Genomic DNA, 17,388 nt, shown 5'->3' with positions numbered 1-17,388 from the left:
ATCATGGCGACGGCGCTGCACGTACGGGGAGTGGTGCTCCCCGAGGACGAGTTGCGGGACCTCTGGCTGGTCGGCGACCGGGTGTCGCTGACCCCGGTGCCCGGCGCACGGACGGTCAGCGACGGCGGGTTCGTGCTACCTGGCCTGGTCGACGCGCACTGCCACATCGGTATCGCGCCCGGTGGCGCCCCGGTGACCAGCGTCCCGCAGGCGAAGGCGCTGGCCCTGATCGACCGGGACGCCGGGGTGCTGGCGCTGCGGGACGCGGGCTCGCCGTTGCCGTACCCGATGCTGGACGACGACCCGGAGGTGCCGCGCCTGGCCCGCGCCGGGCGGCACGTCGCCCCGCCGCGCCGCTACCTGCCCGAGATCGGGGTGGAGGTGCCCGCCGACCAGGTGGTGGCCGAGGTGACCCGGCAGGCGGCCGCGGGCACCGGCTGGGTGAAGCTGGTCGGCGACTGGATCGACCGAGACTCCGGCGACCTCGCGCCCGCCTGGGACGACGCCACGCTGACCGCGGCGGTGGCGGCGGCGCACGCGGCCGGGGCGCGGATCACCGCGCACTGCTTCGAGGAGTCCAGCGTGGCGACGCTGGTCCGGGCCGGAATCGACTGCGTGGAGCACGGCACCGGACTGTCGACCGACCTGGTCGACGAGATGGCGCGGCGGGGGACCGCCCTGGTGCCCACCATGATCAACATTGAGACGTTCGGGCACATCGCGGCGCGGGCCGAGGCCAAGTTCCCCGGTTACGCCAAGCACATGCTGGCGCTGCGCGACCGGTTCCCCGACGTGGTGCGCGCCGCGTACGAGGCCGGGGTGCCGGTCTTCGTCGGTTCCGACGCCGGCGGCGGCATCGCGCACGGCCTGGCCGCGCAGGAGATGCTCCGGCTGCACGCGGCCGGGATGACGCCCGAGGACGTGCTGGCGGCGGGGTCGTGGCGGGCGCGGAGCTGGCTCGGCTTCCCCGGACTGGACGAGGGCGGCTGGGCCGATCTTGTCGTGTACGCCGAAGATCCGCGGCGGAATCTGCGCACCCTGCTCGCCCCGCGCCGGATCGTGCTACGCGGCCGGGTGATCGTCTAGCCCGGCCGGTAAGATGGCGCGCTATGGCGCGCGTGCTCACACCCAGGGCGGAAGACTTCCCCCGCTGGTACCAGGATCTGATCTCCAAGGCCGAACTGGCCGACAACGGGCCGGTCCGCGGCACCATGGTGATCCGACCGACGGCCTATGCGATCTGGGAACGGATGCAGGCCGACATGGACGCCCGGATCAAGGCGGCGGGCGCGCAGAACGCGTACTTCCCGCTGTTCATCCCGGAGAGCTACCTCAAGCGCGAGGCCGAGCACGTCGAGGGCTTCTCGCCCGAGCTCGCCGTGGTCACCCACGGCGGCGGCAAGCAGCTGGCCGAGCCGGTCGTGGTCCGTCCCACCAGCGAGACCGTCATCGGCGAGTTCATGGCCAAGTGGATCGGCTCCTACCGTGACCTGCCGCTGCTGCTCAACCAGTGGGCCAACGTGGTCCGCTGGGAGATGCGGCCCCGGATCTTCCTGCGCACCTCGGAGTTCCTGTGGCAGGAGGGGCACACCGCCCACGCCTCCGAGGCCGACGCCAAGGCGTACACCCTGAAGATCCACCACGAGGTGTACGAGCGGCACATGCGTGACCTGCTCGCCATCCCGGTGGTGCTGGGCCGCAAGACCGACCGCGAGCGCTTCGCGGGCGCCACCAGCACGTACACGCTGGAGGCGATGATGGGCGACGGCAAGGCGCTGCAGATGGGCACCTCGCACGAGCTGGGCCAGAACTTCGCCAAGGCGTTCGACATCGCCTTCTCCGCCGTCAGCAACGAGCGCGAGTACGCCTGGACCACCTCGTGGGGCACCTCGACCCGCATGCTCGGCGGCCTGATCATGTGCCACGGCGACGACAACGGCCTGCGCATCCCGCCGGCACTGGCGCCGATCCAGGCTCTGGTCACCGTGGTCAAGGAGACCGACGGCTCGATCACCACCGCCGCGCAGGCGCTCGTCGACGACCTGGCCGCCGCGGGCGTCCGGGTCAAGCTCGACGACCGCGTCGACACCCCGTTCGGCCGCCGCGCGGTCGACGCCGAGCTCAAGGGCTACCCGGTCCGGATCGAGGTGGGTCCGCGCGATCTCGCCGAGGGCCGGGTCGTGCTGGCGCGCCGCATCGACGGCTCGAAGACCCCGCTCGCGCTCGGCGAGGCGGTCGGCGCGGTCACCGCCGCGCTGGAGGCCGACCAGAAGGCGCTGTACGACGAGGCGCTGGCTCGCCGCGAGGCCAACACCGTCGAGGTGACCAACCTCGACGACGCGCTCGCCGCGGCGGGCACCGGCTGGGCGCGGGTGCCGTGGTCGCGGGTCGGCGTCGAGGGCGAGGCCAAGGCGAACGAGCAGTCGATCACCGTACGCTGCCTGTTCCGGGCGGACGGTTCGGTGCCCGCCTCCCAGGACGAGCCCGACCTGACCGCCATCCTGGCCCGGTCGTACTGACGACGTGACGAAGGGCGGTCACCGGTACCCTCCGGTGACCGCCCTTCCCGCATGTTCAGGCCGTCCGCTGCTCCGGCAGCCGCGACAGGATCACGGCCAGCGTCTGCTTGACGTCGACCATGTCGGTCTTGAGCGTCGACACGTCGGTTTTGAGCGTTGACACGTCGGTCTTGAGCGTTGACACGTCGGTCTTGAGCGTTGACACGTCGGTCTTGAGCCCCACGACGTCGTCCTCCAGGGCGGAGAAGCGGGTCTCCACCACATGTCTGAAATCGGCGAGCTCGGTGCGGATGGCGGCGAGCTCGGCGCGGTGCTCGCGGTGGTAGACCGTGTGCCGCTCCAATATCGCGGTGTGCTTGCGCTGCGTCTCGGCGATCTCGGCGACGTGGGTCGCCAGCGAGGTCATGTCCTCGTCGATCTTGGGCATGCGGCCCGGGTTGAAGGGCATGGACATCCCTTCGGCCTCCTGAGTTCGGTGAACAGGGTCGTTACTCAGGTCTGGTCAGCTCGTCGCACCCGGCCCGGTCGCCCGGACGAGGACCAGCCATTCCCGCCATGGCGCCCGCGCTGGGTGTGCGCGCGGCCACCGGCGGGCCGGGAAAGGCCACTTCTTGCCTGTGACAGAGCGACTCTAATGTCAGCGACTTAATCAATCAAGCCGTCTCGTTAAGGTTGGCACATGCGTTTCGAACCCGGCCGGGTGATCCTGCACCGGCACTTCCACGGCCACCGGATCGGCCTGCTCAAGACCGCTGTCGTCATCGCCGACGACGAGCGTGGCCTGCTGCTGTGGGTGCCGCGCGGCGCGCCCATGCTCGACCGCAAGACGGTCGACAACCGGGGCCTGCGCGCGATGCCGTTCTCGGAGTGGCTCGTCACCGAGACGAAGCTGTGGGAGGTCGCGTGGAGCGGCCCGAGCCTGCTGAAGTGGCTGCCCCGGGGCGAGGACCACTCGGTCTGGTGGTTCCGCGACGAGCAGGGCCGCTTCGTCCGGTGGTACGTCAACCTGGAGGAGGCCGGGGTGCGCTGGGACGACGGCCACGTGGCCGGAGTCGACATCGTCGACCAGGACCTCGACATCGTGGTGGCACCGGACCGGAGTTGGCGGTGGAAGGACGAGGAGGAGTTCGTCGAGCGGCTGGCCTACCCGGGCGACTACTGGGTGGCCGACGAGGCGGCGGTGCGGGCCGAGGGCGAGCGGGTGGTGAAGCTGATCGAGGCGGGCTCGTTCCCGTTCGACGGCACCTGGTGCGAGTTCGAGCCGAACCCGGGGTGGACCCTGCCGGACACCGTGCCCGCGGGCTGGGACCGGCCACGCGAGCGCTGAGGCTGAGTACGCGAGCGCTGAAGCCGTACACGCGAGCGCTGGGACCGGGTACGCGAGCGCTGAAGCCGTACACGCGAGCGCTGGGACCGGGCACGCGAGCACTGAGGGCGGACACGGCGACGGCCGGGGTGCGTGGGCACCCCGGCCGTCGAAGTTCGCAGAGAGCGGGCTCAGGCCGCCGCGACCGGGTCGGTCGCCGGGGTCTCGTCCTCGCGCTTGCCGCGCACGATGCCCGCCACGATCCAGCCCGCGCCGCCCAGAACCATCACGCCGCCGAGGCCGGCCGCGATCTTGCCCGTGAGCTGCTGGCTCTCGCGCTCCTCGGCCAGGGTGTTCTCGTCGGTCGTGCGGCCGTTCTTGGTGTGGACGCAGATGTCGCCCTCGGTCATGGTCTGACCGTCGCAGGTGACCTCGGTCTGGTTCAGCTGCCAGATGCCGAAGCCCAGGGCGAGCACGCCGATGATGAGCAGGCCGTACTTGTTGCCGATGAGCTTGCCGAGCATGTCGGGTCCTCCCCGTGGTAGATGATCCCCGTTGTGACCTCCGGCACGTTACGTTCAGCAACTTCACAGCAGAATCATCCGTACGGACGAGGGTCGGTGCTGGTACGGCGGGTGTAAGCACCGTTCTCGGTGCTGGATTCCTCTGTGGTCGACGCCGCGGTGCGGCGGCACGACCGCGGTCGAGGCGGCATCGTGGCAGGTGACGGCATCGCGGTGCCCGCTCCGCGCGGGGATCCCCGCAGGATCCGGAGCCCGCGGCGGCATCATCACATCTACATCTCTGACAGTCGTGATGATCGCCACCTGGAGCCCACCGGGGATGTGGCGCGACTAACCCGCGCCTTGCCGCCGCCCGCGCGCGGCTGCGGGCCCGGGGTCTGGCACAATGGTCAGCTGATATTCGATGCGTTTCCGGCTGCCCTCTAACTACTGGGGCGCTTCGATGTCTCGAGCAACGGAGCCCGGCAACCCCACGCGGGGCAATGGCGCTCACCTCAATCCCACAGGAGTAAAACCGTGGCCGTTCGTATCCGGCTTCTGCGGATGGGCAAGATCCGCAACCCGCAGTACCGCATCGTCGTCGCCGACTCGCGCACCAAGCGTGACGGCAAGGCGATCGAGTACATCGGCATCTACCAGCCGAAGGAAGACCCTTCGGTGATCGAGGTCAAGTCTGACCGCGTGCAGCACTGGCTGTCGGTCGGCGCCCAGCCGAGCGAGTCCGTGATCGCCATCCTCTCCAAGACCGGCGACTGGCAGAAGTTCAAGGGCCTGCCCGCCCCGCCGCCGCTGCTGGTGGCGGCGCCGAAGGCCGACCGCAAGGCGACCTACGAGGCCGCCGCGCAGGCCGCCGCGGGCCTCGAGCCCGCCAAGGCCGCCCCGGCGAAGAAGGCGGCCAAGGCCGCCGAGAAGCCGGCCGAGAAGCCCGTCGAGGCCGTCGAGGCCAAGGCTGAGGAGCAGGCCGTTGCGGCCGGCGACGACCAGCAGGGCTGACTCGGCGCTCCGGCCCGCGCTGGAGCACCTGGTCAAGGGCATCGTGGACCACCCGGACGACGTCCGGGTGCGTATGGTCGACAACCGCCGTGGACCGCGGCTCGAGGTCCGGGTGCATCCCGAAGACCTCGGCACGGTCATCGGTCGCGGTGGTCGGACCGCGCGAGCTCTGCGCCAGGTGGTCGGCTCGGTCGGCGGCAAGGGCATCCGCGTCGACATCGTCGACACGTTCTGACGGCGGCCAGCAGCAGATGCTTCTGATCGTCGGACACGTCGTGCGCGCGCACGGCATCCGGGGCGAGATCCTGGTCCAGCCGCGCACCGACGAGCCCGAGCAGCGCTTCACGGTGGGCTCGACGTTGATCGTCGAGCCCACCGTCGCGGGGCTGCCGGGCAAGCTCACCATCGAATCGGTGCGCCCGCACCAGGGTCGGCTGATCATCGTCTTCGCGGAGATCCCCGACCGCAACACGGCCGAACTGGCCAAGAGCGCCCTGCTCAACGTCGACTCCGCCGACGTGCCCGCGCCCGAGGACCCGGACGAGTTCCTCGACCATCACCTGGTCGGGCTGTCCGTGGTCACCGTGGGCGGCGAGCCATTGGGCAAGGTGACCCGCATCGACCACGCCCCGTCGTCGGACCTGCTGGTGGTACGGCTGGCCGATGGCCGCACCGGCCTGATCCCGTTCGTGAGCGCGATCGTGCCCGAGGTGGACGTGGCCGGGGGCCGCATCGTGGTGGACCCGCCCGACGGGCTCTTCGACCTGTAGGAGGGGGAGGCGGTATGCGCGTCGACGTCGTCACCATCTTCCCCGAGTACTTCGCCCCGCTGGAGCTGTCGCTCATCGGCAAGGCGCGGGCCCAGGGCACGCTCGAACTCGGCCTGCACGACCTGCGCCGGTGGACCCACGACGTGCACCGCACCGTGGACGACACGCCCTATGGCGGCGGACCCGGCATGGTGATGCGCCCCGAACCGTGGGGTCAGGCCCTGGACGAGCTGGTGCCCGAGGGCAGCTCGGCTCGTCTGGTGGTGCCGACCCCGGCGGGCACCCCGTTCACCCAGGCCACCGCGTACGAGCTCGCGCACGAGCAGCACCTGGTCTTCGCCTGCGGCCGGTACGAGGGCATCGACCAGCGCGTGCTCGACCACGCGGCGACCCGGATGCCCGTCAGCGAGGTCTCTCTCGGCGACTACGTGCTGTTCGGCGGCGAGGTCGCGGTGCTGGTGATGCTGGAGGCGATGACCCGGCTGATCCCGGGCGTGCTCGGCAACGCCGAGTCGCTGGCCGACGAGTCGCACGCGCACGGGCTGCTGGAGACGCCGGTCTACACCAAGCCCGCGAGCTGGCGCGGCCACGACGTGCCCGAGATCCTGCGCTCGGGTGACCACGGGAAGATCGCCCGCTGGCGCCGGGATCAGGCGCTGTTGCGCACCGCGACCCGGCGGCCGGACCTGCTGGCCGCGCTCGACCGGGCCACGCTGGACAAACGTGATCTCGCTCTACTGGACGGGGCCGGATTTCCGGCCCGACCGGCCGGTGTGGCAGAGTAGAGAGGTTGCCGTCTCCGGACGGTGGCTTCGCCATATGGTGAACACTGCCGTCTGCCGGTCACGCCGTGGCCGACGACGAGGACCCCAACCGAACGCCCCGGTCCGTCCGACCGTGGCACGCGCGTGGGTCAGAAACGCCCGTCCGCGCACCGACACCGGTGCGCTGAGAATCAAGGATGCAGCGATGAACACGCTGGACGTACTTGACGCCGCCTCTCTGCGAGCCGACGTTCCCTCCTTCCGCGCCGGTGACACCCTCAAGGTGCACGTTCGCGTCGTCGAGGGCAACCGCTCGCGTATCCAGGTCTTCCAGGGCGTCGTGATCCGCCGCCAGGGCTCGGGCCTGCGCGAGACCTTCACGGTCCGCAAGCTGAGCTTCGGCGTCGGAGTGGAGCGCACCTACCCGATCCACGGTCCCGCCATCGACCGGATCGAGCTGGTCAGCCGCGGTGACGTGCGCCGGGCGAAGCTCTACTACCTGCGCGACCTTCGCGGCAAGAAGGCGAAGATCAAGGAGCTGCGGGACGCCAAGCCCGCCTGAGGCGCAAGCCTTCGGCAAGCCGGTGACATCCACTGATGTCACCGGCTTGTTACGTTTTGGCGGGCCGCCGCCCATCCGCCAGATCGGGTCTCCCGAAAAAGCTTCTCGTCTCTTAGGCTGACGCCCTGACATTCCGGGTCGACTCCGAGCGGCGGCAGTGGTGGCACTCATTCCTACCGGCAGGGCAGCTAAGAACGAGTTCACGGGCGAGGAATGGCCGAAGCGCCGCCGTCGTGGCCGGCGTAAGGGCATGCCCCTGTGGCAGGAGCTCCCGCTGCTGCTCGTGGTCGCGTTCTGCCTTGCCGTGCTCATCCGCACCTTCCTGATGCAGGCCTTCTACATCCCGTCTGGATCGATGGAGGACACGCTGCTGGTCGGCGACCGGGTGCTGGTGAACAAGGTGGTGTACGACTTCCGCGACCCCGAGCGCGGCGAGGTCATCGTCTTCCGCGGCCCGGACAACTGGGCGCCGGAGAACCGGACCGACCCGGACGCGGGTTTCTTCTCCAAGCTCGGCCGCACCGTTGGTGACCTGGTCGGCATCAGCCAGCCGGGCGAGAAGGACTTCATCAAGCGCGTCATCGGCGTGCCCGGCGACCGGGTCTCCTGCTGCAGCGTCGAGGGTTGGATCTACGTCAACGGGGTGCCGGTCGAGGAGCCGTACGTCATCCGCAACTCGCCGCTCGATTCCGGAAACGAGGCCAAGTCCTGCATCTCGCGTACGTTCCCCGAGGTCACGGTGGAGCCGGGGATGCTGTTCGTGATGGGTGACCACCGGTTGGTCTCGCAGGACTCCCGCTGCCAGGGGCAGGTGCCGATCGACAACGTCATCGGCAAGGCGATGGTGGTGGCGCTGCCGCTGGACCGCTGGGGCTCGGTGGCCCACCAGGAGGTCTTCGACAAGGTGCCCGCCCCGGGGGCGACCGCCCTCGGCGCGATCGGTGCGCATCAGCTCCCCACGACGGAACTGGCCGTGGTGGCGCCCCTGCTGCTGGGGATCGCCCTGGTGCGCCGTCGGCGGGACCGCCGTCAGCCGCGGGTGTGACGACCTTCTGTCACCTTTGCGGCGGAATATCGGCGCGTGCCAGGCCCGGCACGCGCCGTGACGGTAGGGCGGCGGTGTGCCATGCCGGGGACACACCACCGGTGATCGTCGTTTTCAGTTTCGCCGCGTAGGCTCCGTGCGTGATTGACGAGCAGACCAAAAGCAGCAAGGGTTCGTTCTGGCGCGAATTGCCAATCTTGCTGGGCGTTGCCATCATCGTGGCGTTCCTGGTGCGCCAGTTCGTGGTGCAGACCTTCTTCATCCCGTCCGGCTCGATGGAACAGACGCTGCTCGTCGACGACCGGGTGCTGGTAAACAAGCTCGTCTACGACTTCCGTGACCCCGAGCGCGGCGAGATCATCGTTTTTGTCTCGCCGGACAGCTGGCGCAGCACGCCCGAGCACGAGGACTACATCAAGCGGGTCATCGGCACCCCCGGCGACCGCGTGGTCTGCTGCGACCCGCAGGGCCGGATCCAGGTCAACGGCCACCCGCTGGACGAGCCGTACGTGTACCCGGGCAACAAGATGGCGCCGCAGAAGTTCGACATCGTGGTGCCCGAGGGCCGCCTGTGGGTCATGGGCGACCACCGCGAGGCCTCCGGCGACTCGCTGGCCAACTACAGCAACTCCAACCAGGACATCATGCAGGCCACCATTCCGATGGACTCGGTGATCGGGCGCGCGTTCGTGCTGTTCTGGCCGTTTGACCGGGGCACCTGGCTGACCGTGCCGGACACGTACAAGGACGTGCCGGCGCCGACCTCCGGCGGCTGACCGCGGGCGCGGCACGCCGCCGCGCCGCCGACGAACTAGGCTGCAAGTCATGTCCACCGAGCCGCAGCAGCAGCCCCGCCTCCGGCGTGCCGGACGGGTGCTGCTGGTCGACGCGCGTGAGCGGGTGCTGCTGTTCCACGGCACCGACCCGCACCGGCCCGACGAGTCGTACTGGTTCACCCCCGGCGGTGGCCTCGACGACGGCGAGACCACGGCCCAGGCCGCGGCCCGGGAGCTGTTCGAGGAGACGGGGCTGTCCGTGCCCGTCGACCGGCTCGGCGCGGTCGTGCACTCGCAGACCGCCCACTTCACCTTCGCCGGGGTGGCCTTCCGCCAGGAGCAGGACTTCTTCCTGGTACGGGTGGACAGCTGGCGCGTGGACACCAGCCGGTTCGACGAGGTCGAGCAGGCGTCGGTGGACGGCCACCGCTGGTGGAGCGTCGCCGAGCTGAGCCAGACCGACGAGGTCTACTACCCGGCCGAGCTGCTGTCGGTGCTGACCGGGGCGGGAGTGGCCGCGTGCTGACTCCCACGCGTCCGGTGGTGCGCTCCGAGAGCGGCCTCTACGCCCTCGAGCGCGCGCTGCAGCGGCGGGGCTTCGCCACGGTCGCGGGCGCGGACGAGGCGGGCCGGGGCGCCTGCGCGGGGCCGCTGGTGGCCGCCGCCGCGGTGCTGCCGCCCGGTCGGCGCGGCGAGATCGACGGGCTGACCGACTCGAAGCTGCTCACGGCGGCCGCCCGCGACCGGATCTTCGACGAGGTGGTCGCGGTGGCCACCTCGTACGCGGTGATCGTGATCGAGGCGCCCGAGATCGACGCCCGGGGCCTGCACGTGTGCAACCTCGCCGCGATGCGCCGGGCGCTGGCCGCGCTCACCACCCGCCCGTCGTACGTGCTGACCGACGGCTTCCCCGTCGACGGCGTGGGCGTGCCGGGGCTGGCGGTGTGGAAGGGCGACCAGGTGGCGGCGTGCGTGGCGGCCGCGAGCGTGCTCGCCAAGGTGTCGCGTGACCGGATCATGACACAGCTCGATATGGTGTATCCCCAGTACGGCTTCGCGGTGCACAAGGGGTACAGCACGGCCGAACACATGGCCGCGCTGGAGCGGTACGGCCCCAGTCCGGTGCACCGGCACTCGTACCAGAACGTCGCACGGGCGATGGATCGGGACGGTTCGGGCGCTACCTCACGGGGACGCGCCGCGGGCGGCCCGGCCGTGCCGGTGTGACCCGGCTGACGTCCCACGGCCGCCGTCCGTGGCTAACGCGCGTGCCGTGCCGCGGCGGGGTACGGTTCTTCGGCAGGATGTGGCCGCAGGAGGGCGAACGATGAGCGCAGAGGATCTCGAGAAGTACGAGACCGACATGGAGCTGCAGCTCTACCGGGAGTATCGCGACATCGTGCGCCAATTCTCCTACGTGGTGGAGACCGAGCGCCGGTTCTACCTGGCCAACCAGGTGGACCTGCACGTGCGCAACTCCGACGGAGAGGTCTACTTCGAGGTCGAGATGCACGACGCGTGGGTGTGGGACATGTACCGTCCCGCGCGCTTCGTGAAGAACGTACGCGTGATGACGTTCAAGGATGTGAACGTCGAGGAGCTGGAGAAGCCCGACATCTCGGTGCCTGCCGAGGGCGGCTTCTGAGGCGGGGCTAGCACACCGCACGCACGATCGGGCGGCTGTCCCCAAGACGGGCGCTGTCCACAGGACGCCGGGCCGGCACATCGCGTCCCGGCGCCCCGGGCAGCAGCCTCGGCTCATGACATCGATCGCATCGGTCCGGCTCCGCCGGGGCCGGACCGCCGCCCTGCTGCTTTGCCTCCTCCCGCCGCTGCCCAGTACCTCCGGCTCGACCGCCGCCACACCTGCCGCGGCACCGTCGGCCGCGCGGGACTCTGCTTTCGCCGTCGCACTGGCCGCCATGCCTACCGGGTCGCTTGCGGCCGCCGCACCCGCCTCTGTCGAGACCCCTCTGCCGGCGCATCCGGTCCTCGCTTTCCGGACGGCCGTCCCGGCGGCGGCTTGGGCCGCCGTCGCCCGCCTGGACAGCTGGCGTTGGCCGTTGGACGGAACACCGCGACCGGTGCGCCGGTTCGACCCGCCGCCGCAGCCGTGGCTACCCGGCCACCGAGGAGTGGATCTCGCCGCCGAGCCCGGCACGCCCGTGCTCGCCGCCGGCGCCGGGGTGGTTCGCTATGCGGGCACGCTCGCCGGGCGGGGCGTCGTCAGCGTGGCCCACCCTGACGGCCTCATCACGACGTACGAGCCCGTGCAGGCCTCGGTCCAGCCCGGGGAACAGGTGGACGCCGGAACCGTGCTGGGCGCGCTCACACCGGGCCACCCCGGCTGCCCGGTGGCCGCCTGCCTGCACTGGGGCCTGCGCCGAGGCGCCGCCTACCTGGATCCGCTCGCCGTCCTCGGCCTGGCCCGCGTCCGCCTCCTGCCCACCCGCTGACCCGTCCGCCGCGCCGGGTGGTGGTGCGGCGGCGGGTGGTGCAGTTTCGGGGAAACTGCTGGAAAGACCGCCTTGATTCGTGCACTTTCCCCGAAACTGCAGCCTCGCCGCGGCGCCCGCGCGGCCCGTGCGGCGGGTGCGTGGTGGGTGCGGCGGGTGCGGCGGGTGCGTGGCGGGTCAGCGCAGGAGTGCGGGCAGGGTTTCGGCGAGGCGGTCGTACTCGGCGGCGTGGTTGTAGATCTGGGCGCTGAGGCGGACGAAGAGGCGGTCGCGCCAGGACGTCACGTTCACCTCGGCGTGCAGTTCGTCGCTGATGCGGGCGCGCAGGCGGGACCCTTCGCCGTGACCGGAGGCGACGTGCGCGGGCACCGGCAGCACTCGCATGCTGACGCCCGGACCCGGGTCGGCGAACCCGGCCGGGTCGAGTCCGAGCGCCCGGCCGACGACGTACTGGCCGTACGCGGCGAGCGCGGCGTTGTGGTGGCGGATCGTGTCGGCGCCGTACCGCTCGAACAGCTCCAGGCCGACGGGGGCGGCCAGCCAGGTGCTGTAGTCGAGGGTGCCCTGCTGCTCGATACTGGCCGGGAATCCGTCGGGCTGCCCGTGGGACACCATCAGCGGCACCATCCGGTCCCGCCACCGCTCGGCTATCTGCAGCACAGCGGTGCCGCCGGGCGCGAACGCCCACTTGTGCAGGTTGCCGACCCAGAAGTCGGCGTCGAAGGCCGCGGGCCGGTCGAGCATGCCGGGCGCGTGCGCGGCGTCGACCAGCAGCGGCACCTCGCGTTCGCGCAGCCGCGTGGCGATCGCGGCGACCGGGTGCAGCTGAGCGGTCGCCGATGAGATCTGGTCGACGATCACCAGCCGGGTGCGTGGACCGACCCGGGACAGCACCGCCTCGACCGCCTCGTCGTCACCGGCCCCGAGCTCGATCGGCGCGGTGACCACCCGTACGCCGCGGCGGCGCGTCTGCTCGCGCAGGGACAGGGTGACCGCGTTGTAGCTGTGGTCGGTGATCACGATCTCGTCGTCGGGGCGCAGGTCGAGCGCGGCCAGGGCCAGTGCGGCGCCCGCGGTGGCGTTGGGGACCAGGGCGCTGCGGCCCGGGTCGGCGCCGCAGAACTCCGCCAGCGGTCCTCGCGCCCGGTCCACCCGGTCCAGCAGCACCTCGGTGATGAAGCGGGTCGGGTTGGCGTCGTGCTCTTCCTGGATGGTCCGTCGGGCGCGGGTCACCGCCAGTGGCACCGCCCCGAACGAACCGTGGTTGAAGTGGGTGTACGCCGGGTCCAGCGCGAACAGCTCGCGTGCTCCGGCCAGCGGCTCCGGAGGGGTCGAAGCGTCGATCATGTACGCGGAGTCTACGACCCCGGCCCCGCCTCACACTCTCGCGAAACCGCCGGAGTGCTCCCGCAGGTGCCCGCGCAGCGCCAGCGACGGCAGCTTCGCCAGCGCCTCGCGCAGCGGCACCCCGGCCTCGTACGCGATCTGGCTCGCCCCGGCGGCGCCCCGGCGGGGTGCCGCGTCCACCAGCTGCCGCTCCACCGGGTCGAGCGCGTCCAGTGACTGCTCCCGGCCGCGCGGCACGGGTGCCAGGTCGCCGACCCCGCCCACCTCCTCCAACACGTGCTCGACCGAGGCCACCGGCCGCACCGACTCATGCGGGTCGCGGCGTAGTTCCTCGTGGCAGCCGACCGAGTTCTCCGAGGTGACCGGGCCGGGCACGGCCATCGCGGCGCGGCCGAGCTGGCGCGCCCGGCGCAGCGTCTGCCGGGCCCCGCTGCGCGCGGCCGCCTCGACCAGCACCGTGCCGCGCGTCAGTGCCGCGATGACCCGGTTGCGCACCAGGAACCGCACCTTGAACGGGGCGGTGCCCGGCGGCCACTCACTGATCAGCAGGCCCTGCTCGGCGATCTGCTCGAACAGCGCGCTGTTGCTCGTCGGGTACGGCCGGTCCACCCCGCACGCCAGCACCGACACCGTCAGCCCACCCGCGGCCAGCGCGGCCCGGTGCGCCACCGCGTCGATGCCGTAGGCGCCGCCGGAGACCACCGTCCAACCCCGATCGGCCAGCCCGTAGCCGAACTCCGCCGCGACGTGTGCGCCGTACACGGTGTTGCTGCGCGAGCCGACCAGCGACACCGCGCGGGCCGTCACCTCGGGCAGCTCGTGCGGGCCGCGCACCCACAGGCACTGCGGCGGGTAGGTGTCGCGGTCGATCGTGTCGCGCCCCTCGGCGCTGATGTGCCGCAGGTCGTCCAGCTGCGCGGGCCACTGCGCCGACTCCGGCGTGACGATGCGTACGCCCAGCCGGGTGCTGCGCTCCCACAGGGCCGCCGCGATGGCGGCCGGGTCGCGCCCGTCGAGCCGGACCGCCGCCGCCTCGGCCAGCGCCCCGGTCGCGGCACCGGCGGTGACGCGCGCCAGCGCCTCCACCGGGCCGTGCGCCTTGACCAGCTCGTACAGCTGCTTGCTGCCCGGTTCCACCAGCGAGCCCAGCACCAGCCGCGCGTCGCGGACCTGCCGCTCGTCGGCGCCCAGCCCGTCGTCGGTGATCGTCATTGCCAACTCCCCTTGCGTAGTTCCAGCGCGATGTTGAGTTCCTCTTTGCCCGGTCGGTCGAGCCCGGCCAGGTCGCCCATGGTCCAGGCCATCCGGAGCACCCGGTCGAAGCCGCGGGCCGACAGCACGCCCTGGTCCAGGCGCTGCCGGAGTTCGTGGGTGACCGGTTCGGGCAGCTTCCAGCGGCGCCGCCGCAGCACGGTGCCGGGCACCTCGGCGTTGGTGCGCACGTCCAGTTCGGGGGCCCAGCGCGCGACGGCGGCCGCGCGAGCCTTGGCCACCCGCGCGGCGACGATCCGCGACGGCTCCCGCGGCGCGGACTCGGTGAACAGGTGGGCCGCCTTCAGCGGCATCAGGTCGAGCTGGATGTCGATGCGGTCCAGCAGCGGCCCGGAGACGCGCGCCCGGTAGCGACGCTTGGTGTGCGACGTGCAGCCGCAGGCGACGTCCCCGGCGGGTCGGGCGCACGGGCACGGGTTGGCGGCCAGCACCAGCTGCACCCGGGCCGGGTACACCACGACGCCGCGGGAACGGCCCAGCGTGATGGTCCCGTCCTCCAGCGGCTGGCGCAGCGAGTCCAGCGCGTGCCGGGAGAACTCCGGCGCCTCGTCCAGGAACAGCACGCCCCGGTGGGCCAGGGACAGTGCCCCCGGTCGGGGCAGCCCGCTGCCGCCGCCGACCAGCGCCGCCACCGACGCGGTGTGGTGCGGCGCCTGGAACGGCGGCCGTCGCACCAGCGGCGCCCCCGGCGCGAGCACCCCGGCGATCGAGTGCAGCGCGGTCACCTCCAGGGCCGCCTCGTCATCCAGCCGTGGCAGCAGCGACGGCAGCCGCTGCGCCAGCATCGTCTTGCCCGCGCCCGGTGCCCCGAACAGCGCCATGTGGTGCCCACCCGCGGCCGCCACCTCGACCGCGAGCCGCCCCATCTCCTGCCCGGCCACGTCGGCCAGGTCGAGTTCGGACGCCGTGGGCGGGGCGGGCACCGGTGGTGGATCGGGCAGCGCGGTGATGCCCCGGATGTGGGCGGTGACGGCGGCGAGGCTGTCGGCGGCGTACACCCGAATGCCCGGGACCAGCGCGGCCTCGGCGGCGTTGGCGCTCGGCACCACCGCCTCGGCCGCCCCCGCGCGAGCCGCGGCCGCGACCATCGGCAGCACTCCGCGCACCGGCCGGACCTCCCCGTCCAGGCCGAGTTCGCCGAGCACGAGCACGCCGTCCAGCGCGGCCAGCGGCAGCGTGCCCGTGCCGCCGAGGATCGCCAGGGCCATGCCCAGGTCGAAGCCGGAGCCCCGTTTGCGCAGGTCGGCGGGGTACAGGTTGATGATGATCCGGCGCATCGGCCAGGTCTCGCCAGAGTTGGTGATCGCCGCGCGTACCCGCTCGCGGGCCTCGTTCAGGGCCGAGTCCGGCAGGCCGGTGACGATCACGCCGGGCAGGCCGTCGGCGAGCATCGCCTCGACCTCCACCAGTTCCCCGGTGACGCCGTCGAGCCCGGCGCAGAGCACCCGTGCGTAACTCATGTGCGGCCCCGGCCTCGGTGGCGGGGCACGCTCTCGGTCGGCTTGCTCATCCCGGGCCCGCTCAGAACGCGCCGCGGATGTGGTCGACGACCGGCTCGGTGTCGCGCTGGGCGCGCACGCTGACCACGTCGAAGCGCACCTCGGACGGGCGGATGCCGCTGATGGCGAGCCACTGCGTGGCCAGGTGGCGCAGCTTGCGCACCTTCGCCCAGCCGATCGCCTCGGCGGGCGTGCCGTACCCGGTGCCGCGTCTGGTCTTGACCTCGCAGAACACCACCGCGTCGCCGTCGCGGGCGATGATGTCGATCTCGCCGCCCGCGCCGTGCCAGTTGCGGTCGAGCACCACCATGCCCACCGCCACCAGGTGCGCGGCCGCGAGCCGCTCGCCCCAGGCCCCGAGTGCCTGCCTCACCTTCGTCATGCCGCAGACCCTGCGGGCCGGTCCGGGGGCGGCGCATCCCGCGCCGGGCCCCGGCTGTGGACACCCGTGTGCTTGGGGATGACCGCCCGATCATGCCCCGGATCTGCTATCGGGCCGTACGGTGTCGCGGGCGGTAACGGTCCGCGACACCGTACGGCGGAACGGCCGCCGCCGACCGAGCCGACCGGGTGATGGAACCGGCGCGCGAACTCTGCCTGACGGTGTGATTGATCTTTCAAGGCCGCTGTGTATTGGCGCGGACGCGAGTTCTCCTCTACGGTTTGCGCCCGTGGACGGACGTGACGATTTCGCCGACTGGAGTTCATTCCGCGAGCCGCGTGGCGGCCGGGACGACCGCGGTGGCCGCGACGAGCGGCGGGGCCCGGACCAGTACGGCTACGACTTCGACCTGGAGGGCGAGGCCCGCGTGCCCGCGCCCCGTTCGGGCGATTCGCGCTACGCCTCGCTGGCCGAGCTGAGCGACCGCGGCGGCGAGCGTGGCAGCGAGCGTGGCAGCGAGCGCGGGTCTGAGCGCCCGCGCGGACGTGACCGCGATCGGGACCGTGACCGCGACCGGGAGTGGGACCGTGGCGGGGACCGGTTCCCGGTGCCAGTGGACCCCGACTTCGCCCCGCGCGGGGCGCGCTCGGGCGAGCCGCTGCCCCCGCCGCCTGGACCCATGCCCGGTGGACCCATGCCCGGTGGACCCATGCCCGGTGGACCGATGCCCGGTGGACCGATGGGCGGCCCGATGCCGGGTTCGCCGATGGGCGGGCAGGCCTACCCCGACCCGGAGCCCCTGCGCCAGCGCACGGAGACCGTCGACGCCGCCGCCATGCGGCGTTCGGTGGCCGAGTCCGACGGCGTCTACCGCAGCAAGCGTCCCGCGCTGGCGGTGGCGTTCGGCGTCTTCGCCGGTCTGGGTGAGTACACGATGCTGCGCCCGCTGCTGCGCGGCCTGTCGTTCACCCTGGAGGCGGGCCAGGCGCTCGCGCCGCTGCTGGCGATGGTGGCTTTCCCGTTCCTGGCCCTCGGCCTGTACGCGGTGACCACCGGCGCGGCGACCGCGGTGCAGTTCCAGGGCCCGCGGGTGTGGCTGCGTACCCCGCTGGTCTACCTGGTCATCGGCGCGGCGCTGATGTTGGCGGCGGCGTCGGCGGCATAGCCAGGGCG

The 17,388-nt window shown here is 71.9% G+C and carries 21 protein-coding genes; 15 read left to right on the top strand and 6 right to left on the bottom strand.

Going from position 1 to position 17,388, the window contains the following annotated elements; translation table 11 throughout:
- Positions 1–3 precede the first annotated feature (3 nt).
- Positions 4–1,086: an amidohydrolase family protein gene (locus KUA19_RS00715; protein ID WP_217394637.1), complete on the top strand. Its 1,083-nt coding sequence runs from the start codon at positions 4–6 to the stop codon at positions 1,084–1,086.
- Between the two features lie 23 nt (positions 1,087–1,109).
- Positions 1,110–2,519: a proline--tRNA ligase gene (proS, locus tag KUA19_RS00710; protein WP_217393783.1), complete on the top strand. Its 1,410-nt coding sequence runs from the start codon at positions 1,110–1,112 to the stop codon at positions 2,517–2,519.
- A gap of 55 nt (positions 2,520–2,574) precedes the next feature.
- Here proS and KUA19_RS00705 read toward each other — a convergent pair whose 3' ends face one another.
- Complete coding sequence (locus KUA19_RS00705; protein WP_217393781.1) at positions 2,575–2,973, bottom strand: hypothetical protein; 399 nt, start codon at positions 2,971–2,973, stop codon at positions 2,575–2,577.
- Between the two features lie 225 nt (positions 2,974–3,198).
- Between KUA19_RS00705 and KUA19_RS00700 the strand changes: the two genes are divergently transcribed.
- The gene (locus KUA19_RS00700; RefSeq protein ID WP_217393779.1) at positions 3,199–3,846 is read left to right on the top strand and encodes a ribonuclease FAU-1 family protein; all 648 of its coding nucleotides are present in this window, start codon (positions 3,199–3,201) and stop codon (positions 3,844–3,846) included.
- Between the two features lie 170 nt (positions 3,847–4,016).
- Here the strand turns inward: KUA19_RS00700 and KUA19_RS00695 are convergent, their stop codons facing one another.
- Complete coding sequence (locus KUA19_RS00695) at positions 4,017–4,349, bottom strand: hypothetical protein (protein WP_217393777.1); 333 nt, start codon at positions 4,347–4,349, stop codon at positions 4,017–4,019.
- A 516-nt stretch (positions 4,350–4,865) separates the two neighbouring features.
- Here KUA19_RS00695 and rpsP point away from each other — a divergent pair.
- The 11 genes from rpsP to KUA19_RS00640 all read left to right on the top strand — a co-directional run bounded on the left by rpsP (position 4,866) and on the right by KUA19_RS00640 (position 11,715).
- Positions 4,866–5,342, top strand: a complete 477-nt coding sequence (gene rpsP, locus KUA19_RS00690) for a 30S ribosomal protein S16 (protein WP_217393775.1) — start codon at positions 4,866–4,868, stop codon at positions 5,340–5,342.
- Positions 5,314–5,577 (top strand): RNA-binding protein, encoded by a 264-nt coding sequence (locus KUA19_RS00685; RefSeq protein WP_217393773.1) that lies wholly within the window; start codon positions 5,314–5,316, stop codon positions 5,575–5,577. Before rpsP ends, KUA19_RS00685 begins: the two co-directional genes overlap by 29 nt.
- A gap of 16 nt (positions 5,578–5,593) precedes the next feature.
- The gene (gene rimM, locus KUA19_RS00680) at positions 5,594–6,112 is read left to right on the top strand and encodes a ribosome maturation factor RimM (RefSeq protein WP_217393771.1); all 519 of its coding nucleotides are present in this window, start codon (positions 5,594–5,596) and stop codon (positions 6,110–6,112) included.
- A 14-nt stretch (positions 6,113–6,126) separates the two neighbouring features.
- Positions 6,127–6,897 carry a tRNA (guanosine(37)-N1)-methyltransferase TrmD gene (gene trmD / locus KUA19_RS00675; RefSeq protein ID WP_217393769.1) on the top strand — a complete coding sequence of 257 codons (771 nt, stop codon included), beginning with the start codon at positions 6,127–6,129 and terminating at the stop codon, positions 6,895–6,897.
- 184 nt (positions 6,898–7,081) lie between these two features.
- The gene (gene rplS / locus KUA19_RS00670; protein ID WP_217393767.1) at positions 7,082–7,438 is read left to right on the top strand and encodes a 50S ribosomal protein L19; all 357 of its coding nucleotides are present in this window, start codon (positions 7,082–7,084) and stop codon (positions 7,436–7,438) included.
- Between the two features lie 250 nt (positions 7,439–7,688).
- Complete coding sequence (lepB, locus tag KUA19_RS00665; protein WP_217393765.1) at positions 7,689–8,483, top strand: signal peptidase I; 795 nt, start codon at positions 7,689–7,691, stop codon at positions 8,481–8,483.
- 140 nt (positions 8,484–8,623) lie between these two features.
- Positions 8,624–9,259 carry a signal peptidase I gene (gene lepB, locus KUA19_RS00660; protein WP_217393763.1) on the top strand — a complete coding sequence of 212 codons (636 nt, stop codon included), beginning with the start codon at positions 8,624–8,626 and terminating at the stop codon, positions 9,257–9,259.
- Positions 9,260–9,308: 49 nt separating this feature from the next.
- Complete coding sequence (locus KUA19_RS00655; protein ID WP_217393761.1) at positions 9,309–9,785, top strand: NUDIX hydrolase; 477 nt, start codon at positions 9,309–9,311, stop codon at positions 9,783–9,785.
- The gene (locus KUA19_RS00650; protein ID WP_217393759.1) at positions 9,779–10,486 is read left to right on the top strand and encodes a ribonuclease HII; all 708 of its coding nucleotides are present in this window, start codon (positions 9,779–9,781) and stop codon (positions 10,484–10,486) included. Before KUA19_RS00655 ends, KUA19_RS00650 begins: the two co-directional genes overlap by 7 nt.
- A 100-nt stretch (positions 10,487–10,586) precedes the next feature.
- Entirely contained in the window at positions 10,587–10,904 is a 318-nt protein-coding gene (locus KUA19_RS00645; protein WP_217393757.1) for a DUF2469 domain-containing protein, read from the top strand.
- Positions 10,905–11,181: 277 nt separating this feature from the next.
- A complete protein-coding gene (locus KUA19_RS00640; RefSeq protein ID WP_217394636.1) occupies positions 11,182–11,715 on the top strand; it encodes a M23 family metallopeptidase in 534 nt (177 codons plus the stop codon).
- A gap of 177 nt (positions 11,716–11,892) precedes the next feature.
- Here KUA19_RS00640 and KUA19_RS00635 read toward each other — a convergent pair whose 3' ends face one another.
- From KUA19_RS00635 to KUA19_RS00620, 4 genes are all read right to left on the bottom strand, one after another.
- The gene (locus KUA19_RS00635) at positions 11,893–13,062 is read right to left on the bottom strand and encodes an aminotransferase class V-fold PLP-dependent enzyme (protein ID WP_217393755.1); all 1,170 of its coding nucleotides are present in this window, start codon (positions 13,060–13,062) and stop codon (positions 11,893–11,895) included.
- Positions 13,063–13,092: 30 nt separating this feature from the next.
- A complete protein-coding gene (gene dprA, locus KUA19_RS00630) occupies positions 13,093–14,274 on the bottom strand; it encodes a DNA-processing protein DprA (RefSeq protein WP_217393753.1) in 1,182 nt (393 codons plus the stop codon).
- On the bottom strand, positions 14,271–15,794 hold the full coding sequence (locus tag KUA19_RS00625; RefSeq protein WP_217393751.1) for a YifB family Mg chelatase-like AAA ATPase: 1,524 nt from the start codon (positions 15,792–15,794) through the stop codon (positions 14,271–14,273). The genes dprA and KUA19_RS00625 overlap by 4 nt, the downstream gene beginning before the upstream one ends.
- 61 nt (positions 15,795–15,855) lie before the next feature.
- Complete coding sequence (locus KUA19_RS00620) at positions 15,856–16,215, bottom strand: YraN family protein (protein ID WP_217393750.1); 360 nt, start codon at positions 16,213–16,215, stop codon at positions 15,856–15,858.
- A 289-nt stretch (positions 16,216–16,504) separates the two neighbouring features.
- Between KUA19_RS00620 and KUA19_RS00615 the strand changes: the two genes are divergently transcribed.
- Complete coding sequence (locus tag KUA19_RS00615) at positions 16,505–17,380, top strand: hypothetical protein (RefSeq protein WP_217393748.1); 876 nt, start codon at positions 16,505–16,507, stop codon at positions 17,378–17,380.
- The last annotated feature ends 8 nt before the right edge of the window (positions 17,381–17,388 follow it).

This window comes from Catellatospora tritici, assembly GCF_019083965.1.
Taxonomy (GTDB): domain Bacteria; phylum Actinomycetota; class Actinomycetes; order Mycobacteriales; family Micromonosporaceae; genus Catellatospora; species Catellatospora tritici.
Note: the sequence above shows the minus strand (reverse complement) of the source record. Positions and strands in the feature narration are given on the sequence as shown.

Excerpts from the sequence above, each read along its gene's own strand:
- KUA19_RS00620 (WP_217393750.1), bottom strand. The coding sequence starts at position 16,215 with ATGACGAAGGTGAGGCAGGCACTCGGGGCCTGGGGCGAGCGGCTCGCG.
- KUA19_RS00635 (WP_217393755.1), bottom strand. The coding sequence starts at position 13,062 with ATGATCGACGCTTCGACCCCTCCGGAGCCGCTGGCCGGAGCACGCGAG.
- proS (WP_217393783.1), top strand. The coding sequence starts at position 1,110 with ATGGCGCGCGTGCTCACACCCAGGGCGGAAGACTTCCCCCGCTGGTAC.
- dprA (WP_217393753.1), bottom strand. The coding sequence starts at position 14,274 with ATGACGATCACCGACGACGGGCTGGGCGCCGACGAGCGGCAGGTCCGC.
- KUA19_RS00625 (WP_217393751.1), bottom strand. The coding sequence starts at position 15,794 with ATGAGTTACGCACGGGTGCTCTGCGCCGGGCTCGACGGCGTCACCGGG.
- KUA19_RS00645 (WP_217393757.1), top strand. The coding sequence starts at position 10,587 with ATGAGCGCAGAGGATCTCGAGAAGTACGAGACCGACATGGAGCTGCAG.
- KUA19_RS00705 (WP_217393781.1), bottom strand. The coding sequence starts at position 2,973 with ATGTCCATGCCCTTCAACCCGGGCCGCATGCCCAAGATCGACGAGGAC.
- rplS (WP_217393767.1), top strand. The coding sequence starts at position 7,082 with ATGAACACGCTGGACGTACTTGACGCCGCCTCTCTGCGAGCCGACGTT.
- lepB (WP_217393765.1), top strand. The coding sequence starts at position 7,689 with ATGCCCCTGTGGCAGGAGCTCCCGCTGCTGCTCGTGGTCGCGTTCTGC.
- KUA19_RS00715 (WP_217394637.1), top strand. The coding sequence starts at position 4 with ATGGCGACGGCGCTGCACGTACGGGGAGTGGTGCTCCCCGAGGACGAG.
- KUA19_RS00700 (WP_217393779.1), top strand. The coding sequence starts at position 3,199 with ATGCGTTTCGAACCCGGCCGGGTGATCCTGCACCGGCACTTCCACGGC.
- KUA19_RS00695 (WP_217393777.1), bottom strand. The coding sequence starts at position 4,349 with ATGCTCGGCAAGCTCATCGGCAACAAGTACGGCCTGCTCATCATCGGC.
- rimM (WP_217393771.1), top strand. The coding sequence starts at position 5,594 with ATGCTTCTGATCGTCGGACACGTCGTGCGCGCGCACGGCATCCGGGGC.
- KUA19_RS00640 (WP_217394636.1), top strand. The coding sequence starts at position 11,182 with ATGCCTACCGGGTCGCTTGCGGCCGCCGCACCCGCCTCTGTCGAGACC.
- trmD (WP_217393769.1), top strand. The coding sequence starts at position 6,127 with ATGCGCGTCGACGTCGTCACCATCTTCCCCGAGTACTTCGCCCCGCTG.
- KUA19_RS00655 (WP_217393761.1), top strand. The coding sequence starts at position 9,309 with ATGTCCACCGAGCCGCAGCAGCAGCCCCGCCTCCGGCGTGCCGGACGG.